This is a genomic window from Paenibacillus sp. FSL H8-0104, from assembly GCF_038050215.1.
Classification (GTDB): Bacteria; Bacillota; Bacilli; order Paenibacillales; family Paenibacillaceae; genus Paenibacillus; species Paenibacillus amylolyticus.
This window is the reverse complement of record NZ_JBBOTC010000001.1, coordinates 1,504,752-1,519,384: the sequence shown is the minus strand read 5'-3', so window position 1 is coordinate 1,519,384 and position 14,633 is coordinate 1,504,752. Positions and strand designations below refer to the sequence as shown.

The following is a 14,633-nucleotide window of genomic DNA, read 5'->3' as shown; positions in this document are numbered from 1 at the left end:
GATAAATTCACAAAAAGTGAACTTATCTTCAGAAATCTGCCCTAAATCGGCTAAAGAAGCGGTGAAAGCATCCGAGAAAGCATTTCTGCGGCTTTTTGCCGTCGTGAACGCTTCTGAAATAACTCCCCATCGATCTGACTGCATTCCCCGAGATCACGTTCAAAGTCAGTGATCAAACGACGAATCGGAGAGGACTCGAACAGGACAGCCGTTAACTCAAAATTGCAAAAAAAACTGCGCATATCCATATTGGCCGTGCCTACCGTTGCAAGCAACTCATCCACAATCATCACTTTGGCATGTACAAAACCTTTGCGATATTGGAAGAACTCAACACCTGCTCGCAGAAGTTCCTCTACATATGAAAGGGATGCCAAATGAACAAGCTTTGAATCGGATTGATATGGAATGATAATTTTCACATCAACGCCACTGACAGCAGCTGTTTTGAGTGCCTCATACAGGGCAGGATCAGGGATAAAATAAGGTGTGGTAATGTATATCCGTTCACAAGCTACCGAAATGGCCCCAAAACACATTTCCTGAATGGCATCCCAGTCCTGATCCGGCCCACTGGCCAGAATCTGAATTCGTTCTTCCCCGCTACAGATATGGGGTGGAAATAATTCCGCAAGTTGGGGTTCGGTAATTCGCTCACCGGAAGCCAATTTCCAGTCGTTCAGGAATGTACTTTGCAGGAAATATACGGCATCTCCCTCAATCTGCACATGTGTATCCCGCCAAAAACCGATCTCCGGATATTGTCCAAGATAATCATCGCCTACATTGATGCCACCTACGAAACCAACCTGTCCATCCACAACAACAATTTTACGGTGATTCCGGTAGTTGACTCTTCGGTCAATCGTTGCAATCAGTGGCGGTAGAAAATAATGAAACTCCACACCTGCATCTTGCAGTTTGCGGATAAAACTCCAGCTCATCTTGTGACTGCCGAGACCGTCACAAATAAACCGAACCTTCACGCCCTCCTGAGCCTTGCGAATCATGACATCCTGAAACTTGGTGCTGATGACATCATCACGGAAAATGTAAAATTCCACATGCAGATGGTGCTTTGCTTTTTCCATTTCCCTCAGCATTGCCGCAAACGCCTCTTCACCATTTGTGAGCACCGTACTGTGGTTACAACCTGTAATCGGGCTCTCCGACAGATGGGATAACAGGTTAAACAATCGATGCTGGTGGCTGAAACGATCGCCAGGCATCTGTTCGACATCTCCAATGATGTGGGCTTGTTCCCAGATCGTTTCCTTCATTTCACGGAAGATGCGCGATCCACCCTTGCGGAGTTTTTTTCGTTTGTTATAGTCCTGCGCCACGAAATAGTACACCACAAAACCGATCAAAGGCACGCAGAACAAAATAAACAGCCAAGCCACAGCTTTAGCCGGATTACGAAATTCCAGTAAAAGAATTGTGGCTGCCTGGAAAATAAATACGAGTAATATAATGACCAGCCAGAACATTCGGCTTCCTCCTCAAGTGGCAAGCTTCATGGCCTTGCCTTTCTCTCACCTACACATCTTTGACGATTATGTATACAGCTAATCATAGATACCCAATGTACCCCCTATTCGTAACGTTTGCTTAGATAAAACTTTACATAAGCAGACGGAATACTTGATTCTGGAAATTCAAATTTGTACTTCGTTCATTGTATATTCTGACTGTGTTACCTTCTACATATCAGTTTAATGATGGAGCAGATTCGCATTGTGACGCCAATCTGCTCATTTCACCTTCCAGACTCTTCCTCATTTCTTTGTCTTGAGGTGGTCTTCTTACGTAAAATTAGATATAATAATCGTTAAAAACTTATTACCTAAAGGAGAAGAGCAGTGAATGGAAAGTGAGAGGTATGCGTTAAATTTAGTATTGGTTGCTTTTTTGATAGGACTTTCGGCGTTTTTTGTTGCAGTGGAATTCGCTCTGGTACGGGTTCGTCCGAGCCGGATCGATCAAATGATTGCAGAAGGAAACAAGCGTGCGCTGGCTGTTAAACAAGCCGTTGCCAATCTGGACGGATATTTGTCTGCCTGCCAGCTTGGAATCACGATCACATCTCTGGGACTGGGCTGGCTGGGTGAACCAACGGTAGAGAAGATTCTCCACCCTGTGTTTGAAAGCTTGCAAATTCCTGAGGCGGTTTCTTCATTCTTATCATTTGTAATCGCGTTTGCTTCCATCACGTATCTGCATGTTGTGGTTGGTGAACTCGCTCCAAAAACGATTGCAATCCGGAAAGCCGAGACTGTTGCACTGCTGACGTCTACACCTATCATCTGGTTTAACCGAATTATGTATCCTTTTATCTGGCTGTTAAACGGCTCAGCGAATCAACTGGTGAAACTGTTCGGAATCAAACCTGCTTCTGAACATGAAGATGCACACTCCGAAGAAGAGTTGCAGATCATCATTAATGAAAGCTTTGAAAGTGGTAAAATCAACCAAGCCGAATTCGGTTACGTAAGCCGGATCTTTGCTTTTGATGAGATGTTAGCCAAAGAAATCATGGTACCCCGGACCGATATGGTCTGCCTTTATGTGAATAGAACAAACGAGGAAAACCTGGAGATCATTCGTGAAGAACAATATACACGTTTTCCAGTAGTGAATGAGAGTAAAGACGATATCATCGGTATCATTAATACGAAACAATTCTTCCTGGAACTTTACGGAAACGATGAACCTGTTGATCTATCCTCCCTGATTCAGCCTGTATCGGCTGTTCACGAAACAACTCCTGTGAAGGACTTGCTCAAGAAAATGCAGAAGGATGGCGTACATATCGCCGTGCTTGTCGACGAATATGGAGGAACTTCCGGAATTGTAACCATCGAGGATGTGCTTGAGCAGATTGTTGGTGAGATTCGCGACGAGTTCGACGCAGACGAAGTGGAAGATATTCAAGTCATCAATGAGAACTATGTCATTATGGATGGCAAGGTTTCCTTATCCAAGGTGAACGACATGTTTATGTCCAGCCTGGATGCAGATGAGTGGGACACCATTGGTGGATGGCTCTACAGCCATCGTCCCGAGATGAACGAACAGGAAGAATATGAGTTCGAGAATCTAATCTTTGTTTTGCTGGAAAAAGACAAAAATCGGTTCTACAAAGTGGCCGTTGTTCCCAAGGAACCACTGACCATGTCTGATTATACCGATGAAGACGAGAAAGAGTCCAATTGGTCTAAATAAAGCAAATTTGTAAAAAAAGAGCACTTGCCTACATCGGTAAGTGCTCTTCTTACTTATATCTCGCCCCATCCGTCACTTCTCCATGTTATCATTCAACCCAAGAATGGAACTCCCATTTTTAGTTTGATTTTAATACCCACTTCGCAATATCATCGATAATGGCTTTGGAGACATTAGATGGCTCAGCGTACTCTTGACCGATCGAAAGTCCATCATAGCTGGATAAAAGATGATTTACCTTTGGATAGCTATTGTACGTTACATTGGAATGACCTTGAAGAGACGATTTCCAGGTTTGGAATTGATTCATAGACACTTGCACATCGTTTTCGCCTTGTATAACAAGCATAGGTGTATTTTGTGTTTTAGCCAGTTCCGCAGGCACATAATCTCTCTGCTCAAACCACCAATAAGCAGGTTGAAGTGGAAACGCCTCAGGAAGATGATCTACAGAATATTTTGGATCTTTAACCATCGCAGCCACATTTTTATAAAAATCAGCTTGCCCTTGAATGACATCCGTGTCTAAACCAAGCTGCTTCATCCGCTCTACCAATTCGTCCTGCTGCTCGGTAAGCACATCCGCAAAGCTACTACTTGGTGCAGCAAGTAAAATACTTCCTGCAATATCATTTTGCTTATCCTCAGCAATGATTAACGGCATTGCAAACCCGCCTTGACTATGTCCAGCTACAAAAATCGCTGTAGAATCAATATGTGCATTCTTTTTAAGCAATTCCACTGCATCGTTTACCTGATCTACGCTCTCTTGTTTTAATGTAAATTTAGGCTGTGAAGCCACCTTATAGGTATGCTCATACGTGACCTTATCGTATCTTAATACAGCAACTCCTTGTGAAGCTAAACCTACCGCAAGATCGCGAAACGGCTTTGCACCACCAATGGCAACATCTTGATTGCTAGGCCCAGATCCGTGTACCAGAATGACAACAGGGAAAGGTCCCTCTCCCTTGGGCAAAGTTAATGTCCCTGGCAAAGCTAAATCACCCTGACCAACCGTAATGTCTTGTTCTGTATAGGTAGATGGGTCGTCGTAGCTTGGTTTTTGATACACATCTGGCGTAGCGGCGGCAATATGCAAATCATCCACAAGTCCGTTATGATTCATTCTGACCGTAATATTTAAACGAGTTAGCTCTGTTTTGAACGTATAGGTAACATTGCGATGCACTGTATTATTTTCTACATGCTTAGCTATGGCTTCACTTGTAATTTTGCCATTTTGTCCTTCTAAAGCTCCCCACAGCTGACTCAACAACGTGGGTGACAACACTCCACTCACAGAGGTATGAACATACTTGACAGCCTCCTTGCCATCGCCCTCACGAATAAGGGAAATGAATATATCCTCAGGTGCTGCCTTCAGCGTCTCGGAAAGAAATGCCCCATCCATATAGGTAGTTCCTTTCGTTAACTGAACAGGATTGTCTAAGGATATGGCTTGCCCATTTACCATCGCCTGTTTCTCTCCTACCTTAACTACAATCGTAAGCTCACTTTTTCGTATTGTGATTTCTCCTGTCTTTTGTTGCCAAGATACCTCTGCCCCATTCTTTTCTGCAATCTCACGAATAGGAACAAGATTTTCACTACCAGCGGATTTTTCAGCAGCTTCTGAGATGGATGTTACCGGAAGGATGAGACCTACGAAAGTAAGAGAAAGTAATAGCTTTTTCCAATTGCTCATTGTAATAACTCCTCCTAATAATTAATTTCATCTATTATATGCATAGCATTATGAGCATTTATTGGCTCAGGACTATGCTTATAACAACAATAGCAATGATGAATAACAACAGGACCCAAGATAGTGGACGAGCGAAGTTAATTGTCCAGCCTATTCCATAACGCTTTTCTATGGTTAAAGAAGGATCATTGGCATTGAAGTAAATAAACCCAAGCTTCCAATAATCATCGTCATTCACAGGCTGCTCCTTAGATCGTTCGTGATCCTCTTGTTGATTACGAATTTTGCCACCGCCTTGTCTGCCTGTGAGAGACAGCCATACAACACCTAACACGATCACCACAGGAGTGATGAAGCTAATAACTGTTAACAAGACCAGATTAGGGACGAACATATTGATCTGAATGAAGGAAAATAAGATGGTAAGAAGTAAGCCTGTTACAAGCGTAAATAGGGACCATTTACGGCGGAATTGAATATTTTTAGCAGCAAATTGGCCCGGATTAGACGTAGTAAGCTGTTGTTTGCTTGATTTAATACTCCAGTTAACCAACATCATAAGTGCAATGATTCCTAGCTGTACAAGATTAATAGCCAGTACCGAGAGGTAAGTTTTAGGCACACTGGAAGTGACATGGCCCTGAAGATCATATTTTATTGGAATGACGTTAGGTAGTGCCTTATAATTCAGGATCGAAATGATCGCAACGGCTGCAATAATAGCCATGTGAATGAGAAACCAATAGTTGGAATAGGTGAGTCTATTTTGGCGGAAGGTGGTATCGATTTTCACTCTTTGAGGTGCTTCTACAGTTGTAAGTGTTCCTTTTATCTTTTTCATCTTGAAATAAAATAAGATGTGTAGCGCTGCCCAGTACACAATAAATATCATTGTGCTAACACCGGTAATCATTGCGGTAGAATCTGCATGAGCAGATCGGAGAAAATACAGACAGACAAGTATAATCATCCCGTTTCCGATCAGACTTACTGTAGCAAACGTACTTCTTAGCTTACGTAAGATGGGTGTGTAGTAATTATATTGACTTACCGTAACCCCAAAGCTAATGGTTTCCCTTGTCAGATATGGTGTAAAGGATAGAAGTAAGGCTAATGGAGCAAAGATTAAAATGATAGGTAATATACTAAATAGCTGCATACATAACACACTCCCTTGATTCCATTATTCTTTGTTGTGACCCATCTTCACATCATCATACATTTGGTCTAACACTGCAGATAATTCTTCTTTAGTCATTCCACGACAGATCGCTTCCGCAATAATCGGTCTTAATTCTCTTTGCTGCTTTTTCAAAAAATCATCCGTTAAACCAGGCATTCCATCAGGGTTCACTACAACTCCCTTTTGTCTATGAACCAGAATGTATCCATCTTGCTTGAGTAGTGTATAAGCCTTATTGACGGTGTGAAGGTTAACACCGATATCTGCGGCCAAATTCCGAACCGAAGGTAACGCCTCACCTAGCTGTAACTCACCACTAGCAATACCTTCAATAATTTGATAAACAAGTTGCGAATAGATGGGAAGTTCGGATTGCATATCCAGTTGAATAATCAAGGGCTCACCTTCTTTTGTTGTCTGTTATATATCAAGTATAACAGGTATAACATGAGTGAGCAATATGTATAAAAAAAGCCGCATACCAATGGCGAGGGCAAACTTGCTTGCCCCTTCACCATTGATATGCGGCTTATCCTGATGAGCTTATCGATGTGATTCAATAACAAACATTAGTAGTGGCACACATGATAGCGTTGTATTTCAAATTCCATTTAAGTTTCAGTCTTATCTTCGACAATCCGATAATGGATTTTGCGAACTATAATTTTCAGAATCATATATAGGGGAATCACGATGATCATACCCAAGATATTTCCCAGGTCAGCACCCACGAGCAAAAGGATAACGGTAGTCAGTGGATGAATATCGAGCTGTTTGCCATAGACATACGGTGAGATCAGGTTATCCTGAATTTGCTGTGCGATTACAATGATGACCAGTGACCAGATCGCCATCGAAGGTGATTCGATAAACGCAACAATGACAACTGGAATAGCTGCCAGCAAAGCACCCACATAAGGGATGAAGTTCAGAATAATCGATACAACCGTCAGCAGCAATGCGTAAGGCAAACCTAAGATGAGAAAACCGATGTACATCAGGATCCCCAAGGCTACATTAACAATAACCCGGCCAACAATATAGTTGCTTAGTGCTTCATCGATCTCATGGACGGTTTCTTCCCCATCCTTCCGATAATGTCTTGGCAACAATAAGGTTAGATTCGTTCCAAACTTGCTGCCTTCCTTAAGCATGTAATACAACATGATCGGGAACGTTGCCAGAATAATAACCAGATTGGATACCACGGAGAATAACCCGGAGACATAATTGGTTACCTGAGTGATCCCTTGGCTCAGAACATCGGATAATCGTGAGAATAGATTGGAATCATCAGGCAGGTATCTGGATACAACATTGCTCCTTTCAAGTGCATTCAACTGATCGCTGAGTGAAGTGACCAACGCTGGAGCATTCTCCACGAAATTCATCAATTGTTCACGCAGGGAAGGCCATACGAGCACACTAAAACCTGCAAGTATTAGTGCAATTACGACATAAATAATTAGAACTGACAATGCACGTTTGATCTTATGCCTTTCCATATAATCGACGAGCGGGCGCAGCAGATAATAGAAGAAACCAGCAATCAGCAGCGGAATGATGATGATGTGAATCAGTGAGGTCAGGGGGCTGAAAATAAAGTTCACTTTTTCCCCCAGATACACGATGAGAAGCAGCAGAATAATCGCTGTGCATATGCGATAGAACTTGTTATTTATCAAGAAACGTGATCCCTCCATGCGCTGCTCTGCCAAAGTGACTGCGGCGTTCATATGTATATCTAGTCATTTACTTATGAGAGCTTTTTTCATAAATCCCCTGAGCGTCTTCCAATCAGCAAGATAGAGATCGAAATGATCCTATTCGTCTATATCTTGTACCTGTGAGCGGTGAAATTCGAATTATGAAAAACGCTACTGATACTAAGTACCCTTAAATGACAGTCATGCCACAGGCGATGCTGAATATACACTTATTTTCTTTCCAAAACAAACATTGGAGCAAAAAAAAGAAGCAGGCGTTAGCCTGCCACATCTCTCTTGCTGAATACAACCCAGGAAATCACCATGAAAATAACGTAATACACCGCCAGAACTGCAATGGAGAAACCCAGTGTCATTCCTGCACTTGGACCACCCATTAGCGCAAAATCCGCCCCGGAGGTCATGTATTTGCTAAGATCCATGTTGTTGAATAGAACATACTTGGCCCACTCATAACGGACCGGATTGAATATGAGTGAGAAGATACTCTGTGAGAACATAATGAACAGGGATAATCCAATCGCAAGTGCACCTGAACGAAATACGGAGGACACCATAAAGGCAATCGCAAGCGTAATGAACAGATCAACGTACAAATATCCCCATAACGTCAGAGCATTCGTAGCCGGACTACTGCTTCCTCCCGGAGCATCATGGGAGAAAAGGATATAAGACATCAGCATGGCCATCGCGATGACCAGCAATGTACTGACAATACTGAAGCCAACGACGGTCAGATATTTGGAAGCAAGAACTTTGCTTCGTGACCATGGACGGATCAGCAATAGCTTAATGGTTCCCCAGGTAAATTCGCCTGCGACCGATTCCGCTGCAATCACGACACAAAAGATCGTGTTCAGGAAAAATGTAACCTGGATGGTCGTTACAGCCGCTTCCCAGTACAAAACTTCATTGGACCCCATGCCTTCTCGCAGTAACACTGGCATTAATAGCGAGATCAGCGCCAGAATTGATAACATGATCCAGGTACGGGGACGACGGAAAATTTTCATATTCTCGTTCAATATCAGATTACCAAAACTACCCAATGCCTCCACCCCCAGTAACTTGCAAGAATTGTTCTTCCAGGGTGTGAGTCACGTTACGAATACCGTACACCTGAAACCCTTCGCTAACCAGCTTGGCATTGATATCCGGAATCTGCTCACGAGACACCCGCATCACCAGGACATTGCCCTGTACGACAGCACCCTGAATCAGATCCGAAGCACGATCTGCATCATTCAGCTCAAAAGCAACTTCGATTAATGCATCCGAACCTGCTTCAGCCCGAAGGTTTCTTACATCGATCAACTTGCCATTCTGGATGATGGCAACCGTATCACACATCAGTTCCATCTCTGACAGCAGATGACTGGATACAAAGACCGTAATGCCTTCCTCTTGGGTGAGCTGACGCAAATAATCTCTCAGTTCCCGTATACCCTGTGGGTCCAGACCATTGGTCGGCTCATCCAGTACAAGCAGCTTCGGTTTATGTAATATCGCTTGCGCGACACCCAGACGCTGGCGCATGCCCAGTGAATAGGTTTTGACCTTATCGTGAATACGAGCTGTGAGCCCCACACGCTCAATTGTTTCCGCAATACGTTCCTTCGTAACTCCCGGCGACATGCGAGCAAAGTGAACGAGATTTTGGTACCCGGTCAGAAACTTGTACATTTCCGGATTTTCCACAATAGCTCCTACCTGGGCTACCGCCTTCTCAAATTCATTCTTTACACTGTGTCCCGAGATGAAAATGTCACCTTTACTGATGGACATCAGTCCAACCATCATTCGAATCGTCGTTGTTTTTCCCGCGCCATTAGGTCCTAAAAAACCAAAAACCTGCCCCGGAGAAATATCCAGAGTCAGGTCGCTGACCAATGATCGGGAGGATATGATCTTGCTGACGCCCTGAATCCGGACGACCGGCTCCTGCTGCATTCAATCCCCTCCTTCATGGACGAGCACATCATTCATGCCCGTTTCTCATATGCACATAGTGTATCATAATCTTTAGTATATTGTCCCGCAAACTGGGATTTCCCCTGACGTTTCGCTTCAACTACACACGCTTCACAGCATCCAAGCGGCATTTCACTCCGGTAGAATCCGGTGCGAAATACGTGATTGCCTCCATTGCCCTCTTCCTTCATTTCGACAGAGCTTCTAGTGACCGACACAATCATCCCACAACTGACACAGTAAAAGCGGCCCGTTTCGATCAATGATATTCCTTCCCCTCACAAGGAGCTTAGAAGTCCTTGTTATTTGTCGTTAGACGCTGAAAATTGATACATTTTGTATCTATCTCGTAATTTACTTGACACCGGGACTAATGTCAAGGCTTTGCAGCCATAAAAACAAGCAAAACGCAAAAAAAGCTCCATAAATGCGACAAAAGTCTCGCATTTATGGAGCCTCATGTGAGGTAAATGATACAATTCGGTTCAATGTATGGGTTAATATTATTTCCTGATCAGTCACTATTGTCGACCTGCGAGGTATCCTCGTTTTTCTGATTTGGATAATACCAAAGTAAGGTCCACTCATCGCCATCCTCTACCAGATAACAGGTCTGCACAATATCGAATTGGCCAAAGGTACCTGAGTACTTCTGGGTGACCCGGATTCTGTAGGCTTCAGAAAATGGCTTAACGCCATCGATCACGGTTACATCGAACTCGCGCTCCGGCTTTTCCATCTCCAGCTCAAACGTTTCCACGCCAAAGTGCTGCATAAATATATGTGCTCTGTTCTGTACGTAAGCACTCTTGGGAAACCGCTCTTTCATCAGGGGATGAAAGAGTTCCCATGAACTGCCGAAGTCACCCGTCTGCTCATATTTGTAAAACTCTTCGGCAACAGCAGCAGCTTCATCCGATGTATCTGCCTGAAACAGATACGGAATGGTTCTGGCAATCAACCACAGCAATAATACAATGATCGCGATGAACCCGATCTTTTTGAGCAAAGCATTCCGGTTCCTTCTTCGCAGCATGTCCAGTCCTCCTTGTCCTACTCCATACTTATGATGGATGGCAGACAAGTAGAAGTTGAACGATACATCTAATTTCCTGGGAAATCACTCGCTGTGAATGGAAGTACGCTTTCCTTTTCTGATCCTTCGGATCATGGACTGAAGTCCTGCATATATGGCAATCCCACAGCAGCCGCCGAGCAAGTCTACTCCAACATCACGTATCGAGCTTGTCCGGTCCGGGCTGAACTGCTGAATATACTCATCAATGGATGCGATGATAAGTACCACAGCCAGAGCAGAAACGATACTCGTCACAAGGGATGTTCTTCTGTACCGCAGCCCGCCGTACACAAGCACGGCGAGCACAGCGTATACAAATAAGTGCGCACTCTTGCGAAAGATGAACTCTGCAAAATCATACGGCCGTTGCTTCAGCGAATACTCATACTCCCCGTAAGTGAATTGCACATCGGGAAGTGTAAAACCGATGTGCAATTTTTGAGACCATTTATGAAGCCAAGGCTGAATGTCTTGCTGTTGAGAGGATTGCGTGGACATGGACCAGATGACCAGAATCCAGATCACAATCAACAGCAGAGCAATGAGAAATCCGTACGTTCTTCGTACATGCTTTTGTCTCGTGCGCCCGGAGCCCTCCTCCATCATTTTGATCTTCACCACTTTCATATCTCTCTCGTTATTCTATTGATCCAACATACATGCCTCTGCCATTTGTACCTACATATACCTGACCATAGATTTGACGGTCTGCCGCCATAATTTGCGGTTCATTGCCCAGCCCGATTCCATTACCTAAAGGACCTATATTATTCCAGGTTACCCCCATATCATCGGAACGGAAGAATCCATGCACGTTATTTACGGTGCCATATACATAGACAGCTGGAACCAATCTGCCGGGCTGAGCTTTACCAAAGGCAAATAATTTGGAATTCTGCACACCCTGGATCTTGGAAAATGTATTTCCCGAGTTCGTTGATGCATATAATCCATCGGTTCCCAGACTCACCCATACATTATTCGCCACGCCAGGTGCAGCCTCGACTTTAATGAAGCTTGTATTGATATCCGTATTAATCGGAAGGCGAACCGTATTCGCTTTGGACCAGTTTGCACCTGCATCCGTAGACCGATACAGATAACCAGCAGCATACATATAAAATTTATATCCATTGATGCGATCCGCAGCCAGTGGATGATTATAGGCAAAGACCATATTCCCCCCGATGGCCTGAAAAGGGGCACCATTCATATTTTGCCATGTTGCGCCACGATTCGTGCTTCTGACCGGATTACCGGTCTGGGGGTAATAAACAATTACATTTGGATTGATGGCCGAGTAGGCGACCCTCCCCAGTTTGGAGCCAGCCGGAACATTCATTGGAGTTACCGTAACTCCGTTATTGGAAGAGACAAATAAACGTGTGGTGGTACCATACCAGTCACTGCTTCCCAGAAATATCATGTAATTCGGATTTGCCTCGTGATAGTCAATACTCACAATTTCTCGCATACCTGAGAGCGGGATTTTATTAAGAGGAACATCGGTTACATTTTCATGTCTAAATCCGACTTGATCCGTTAAACCACTAAAGAATGAAACACCCTGAGGTGGTGTGGATGCCGTGAGTGCGACGACTTCTTCATGACCATCGGTAATGGCTTCCCAAGTACTCGCTGTATTGCCAGTCAATCCATTGGTACCATTGATATTTTCCGTCTTGTACACGCCAAACCAGTCTGTAGCGTATACGGTGCCCGGATTATGTGGATCAAACTTGATACTGGATGTGGCTGAGAAAAACATGTTGGGTGTCCACCAGGACGGTTTGGATACCAGCGTTTTGCTCACTGTTGTCCAACTCTGTCCGCCATTAACGGAACGATACAGTGGCAGATTATCTCCGCCTGTTCGAACGGCTGTCAGGATGTGATTATCATTATTGGGATCAATCGTGATTCCATAATAAGATGAGTAACTGGAGCTGGGTGTTATATTTGTCCACTGCACACCATTGAACTTGTAGACGCCCTGATTATCCGTGGTCACATACAACGTCCCGTTCTTCGCCACAGTCATACGTGCAGGATATTCGGGACTTCTCCCGGTAAGTTGCCAAGTGGTCTGCCCATTGCTTCTTGGTGCTTTGCTATACACACCAATGCCGCGAACCCCCGCATACACAACTTGACCTTGCTTCGTCACCGGATTCAATCCATAAGCTACACTTCGAATTCCCTCACCAGATAGCCCGCTAGGTACATCCCATACCTTGCTCCACGTGGCTGCACCATCACTGGAAGTGTACAATCCATCATATCGTGTACCCACGTGCAGGTAATTGGAGTTCGTGGGATTAACCGCGATGCTCTCTCCCATGGCTCGATGGATATTTCCATTTGATTCATTACGAAGATTAAGTCCGGTTCGAATCCAGGTCTCTCCCCGATCTGTGGATTTCAGAATATCACTCGGCCCCACGTTCCCGTACTTCCCAGCAGCGATATACACGACATTGGGGTTTTGCTGATCCAGCGCAATTCCATCCACGCCGTACAGATTGCTGTCCTCATCTCCAAAATGATCCAGTAGTGGGACCCAATCTCCTGAAGCTGCATCCAACCGATATACTCCTCCAACGTCAGTTCGAGCGTAAACCAGATCAGGCTCAGTCGGATGAATAACCACGCCTGTAACGTACCCCCCACCACCAATAGGTATATTCTTCCATTGATAGTTTTGAGCTGATTGAACATAATTTGTACTTGCCGGTATCATGAGCATATACATTAGTAGCACAATCAGGGACAATTTCATTAGCCTGGAGATACGCATCTGGTTCACCGCCCTATCCGATCATTTTGAATGTTCTTCAATCATCTGATGTATCCTGTCTCGTTCCGATTGTTCCACGATATAGTAATACACTCCGTCTATTTTCTTGCCCGTGCCTTTAATCTCAACGGATTCAATATGATCCAGTACCGAACGATAATTGGAGAACATCTGCTTCATCTCATCAAAGGTAACGTCGGTTCTGACGTGAGCACTGACTTCGTCCAGCAACGTCTCCAGTTGCAACACGTTGGATACCTGAACCGTATTCTTCAGCACTTGTTTGATGATCTCCCGCTGGCGGTCATTCCGCCCGAGATCTCCCTTCGGATCATCATAACGCATCCGCGAAAATCCCAAAGCAGCTTCACCATCCAGATGAATATTCCCTTGCTCGAACCGGTAACCCTCATAGTCAAATGCAAACGGGTTATTCACATCCACTCCACCCACCATGTCGATGACTTGTGCAAAGCCCTCCATATTCACTTTCATGTAGTAATGTATGGGAACGTTGAGCAATTGTTCCACGGTCTGCACAGACATGTTAACGCCCCCAAAAGCATAGGCATGGTTGATCTTATCCTCCGTGCCGTGACCAACAATATTCGTTCTGGTATCTCGGGGAATGTTAAACATAAGTGCGGATTGTTTCGCAGGATTAACACTTAATACAATCATGGTGTCGGAGCGCCCCCGATCATTGGAACGTTCATCCACACCCATAATCAAAGCATTAAAAGGTTCTTCATTCTCCATGTCCACAGGGAAATCTCCCCCACCCCGCTGGTCTACAATAGATACCTGCTTGATGGGTTCCCGGGGTTCATACATTTGATCCGCCGCTGATTTAACATGCGAATACAGATACACAGAATATCCAATCATGACAACTGCAACAAGGGAAATGGCACCTAATGTTATTTTGATCCCGCGTCTCATGT

13 protein-coding genes are annotated in these 14,633 nt (G+C 44.4%); 1 reads left to right on the top strand and 12 read right to left on the bottom strand.

What is annotated here, in order from left to right:
- Positions 1–50 precede the first annotated feature (50 nt).
- Positions 51–1,490, bottom strand: coding sequence for a cardiolipin synthase (gene cls, locus NST38_RS06720; protein WP_076251454.1), 1,440 nt, complete (start codon positions 1,488–1,490; stop codon positions 51–53).
- 376 nt (positions 1,491–1,866) lie between these two features.
- On the opposite strand from cls, the gene NST38_RS06715 reads away from it, so the two are divergent.
- The gene (locus tag NST38_RS06715) at positions 1,867–3,225 is read left to right on the top strand and encodes a hemolysin family protein (RefSeq protein ID WP_036668939.1); all 1,359 of its coding nucleotides are present in this window, start codon (positions 1,867–1,869) and stop codon (positions 3,223–3,225) included.
- A gap of 118 nt (positions 3,226–3,343) precedes the next feature.
- On the opposite strand, the gene NST38_RS06710 is transcribed toward NST38_RS06715, so the two are convergent.
- The 11 genes from NST38_RS06710 to NST38_RS06660 form a co-directional block, all read right to left on the bottom strand.
- Positions 3,344–4,933: an alpha/beta hydrolase family protein gene (locus NST38_RS06710; RefSeq protein ID WP_076251452.1), complete on the bottom strand. Its 1,590-nt coding sequence runs from the start codon at positions 4,931–4,933 to the stop codon at positions 3,344–3,346.
- 58 nt (positions 4,934–4,991) lie between these two features.
- Entirely contained in the window at positions 4,992–6,092 is a 1,101-nt protein-coding gene (locus NST38_RS06705; protein ID WP_076251450.1) for a DUF1648 domain-containing protein, read from the bottom strand.
- 24 nt (positions 6,093–6,116) lie between these two features.
- On the bottom strand, positions 6,117–6,512 hold the full coding sequence (locus NST38_RS06700; RefSeq protein ID WP_036611299.1) for a GntR family transcriptional regulator: 396 nt from the start codon (positions 6,510–6,512) through the stop codon (positions 6,117–6,119).
- A 215-nt stretch (positions 6,513–6,727) separates the two neighbouring features.
- Complete coding sequence (locus NST38_RS06695) at positions 6,728–7,801, bottom strand: AI-2E family transporter (protein ID WP_083684469.1); 1,074 nt, start codon at positions 7,799–7,801, stop codon at positions 6,728–6,730.
- A gap of 299 nt (positions 7,802–8,100) precedes the next feature.
- Positions 8,101–8,892, bottom strand: a complete 792-nt coding sequence (locus tag NST38_RS06690; protein ID WP_076209619.1) for an ABC transporter permease — start codon at positions 8,890–8,892, stop codon at positions 8,101–8,103.
- Positions 8,885–9,793 carry an ABC transporter ATP-binding protein gene (locus NST38_RS06685; RefSeq protein WP_076251448.1) on the bottom strand — a complete coding sequence of 303 codons (909 nt, stop codon included), beginning with the start codon at positions 9,791–9,793 and terminating at the stop codon, positions 8,885–8,887. Before NST38_RS06685 ends, NST38_RS06690 begins: the two co-directional genes overlap by 8 nt.
- Before the next feature lie 32 nt (positions 9,794–9,825).
- Positions 9,826–10,077 carry a hypothetical protein gene (locus NST38_RS06680; protein ID WP_127551208.1) on the bottom strand — a complete coding sequence of 84 codons (252 nt, stop codon included), beginning with the start codon at positions 10,075–10,077 and terminating at the stop codon, positions 9,826–9,828.
- A 251-nt stretch (positions 10,078–10,328) separates the two neighbouring features.
- The gene (locus tag NST38_RS06675; RefSeq protein ID WP_036611303.1) at positions 10,329–10,850 is read right to left on the bottom strand and encodes a hypothetical protein; all 522 of its coding nucleotides are present in this window, start codon (positions 10,848–10,850) and stop codon (positions 10,329–10,331) included.
- An 84-nt stretch (positions 10,851–10,934) separates the two neighbouring features.
- Positions 10,935–11,519, bottom strand: coding sequence for a VanZ family protein (locus NST38_RS06670; RefSeq protein ID WP_076251446.1), 585 nt, complete (start codon positions 11,517–11,519; stop codon positions 10,935–10,937).
- A gap of 10 nt (positions 11,520–11,529) precedes the next feature.
- Entirely contained in the window at positions 11,530–13,671 is a 2,142-nt protein-coding gene (locus tag NST38_RS06665; RefSeq protein WP_179087870.1) for a sialidase family protein, read from the bottom strand.
- A 39-nt stretch (positions 13,672–13,710) separates the two neighbouring features.
- Positions 13,711–14,631, bottom strand: a complete 921-nt coding sequence (locus NST38_RS06660) for an LCP family glycopolymer transferase (protein ID WP_036611307.1) — start codon at positions 14,629–14,631, stop codon at positions 13,711–13,713.
- Positions 14,632–14,633 lie beyond the last annotated feature (2 nt).

Bases quoted from the DNA above. Each gene is read 5' to 3' on its own strand.
- cls (WP_076251454.1), bottom strand. From the start codon at position 1,490: ATGTTCTGGCTGGTCATTATATTACTCGTATTTATTTTCCAGGCAGCC.
- NST38_RS06715 (WP_036668939.1), top strand. From the start codon at position 1,867: ATGGAAAGTGAGAGGTATGCGTTAAATTTAGTATTGGTTGCTTTTTTG.
- NST38_RS06710 (WP_076251452.1), bottom strand. From the start codon at position 4,933: ATGAGCAATTGGAAAAAGCTATTACTTTCTCTTACTTTCGTAGGTCTC.
- NST38_RS06705 (WP_076251450.1), bottom strand. From the start codon at position 6,092: ATGCAGCTATTTAGTATATTACCTATCATTTTAATCTTTGCTCCATTA.
- NST38_RS06685 (WP_076251448.1), bottom strand. From the start codon at position 9,793: ATGCAGCAGGAGCCGGTCGTCCGGATTCAGGGCGTCAGCAAGATCATA.
- NST38_RS06675 (WP_036611303.1), bottom strand. From the start codon at position 10,850: ATGCTGCGAAGAAGGAACCGGAATGCTTTGCTCAAAAAGATCGGGTTC.
- NST38_RS06670 (WP_076251446.1), bottom strand. From the start codon at position 11,519: ATGAAAGTGGTGAAGATCAAAATGATGGAGGAGGGCTCCGGGCGCACG.
- NST38_RS06665 (WP_179087870.1), bottom strand. From the start codon at position 13,671: ATGAAATTGTCCCTGATTGTGCTACTAATGTATATGCTCATGATACCG.
- NST38_RS06660 (WP_036611307.1), bottom strand. From the start codon at position 14,631: ATGAGACGCGGGATCAAAATAACATTAGGTGCCATTTCCCTTGTTGCA.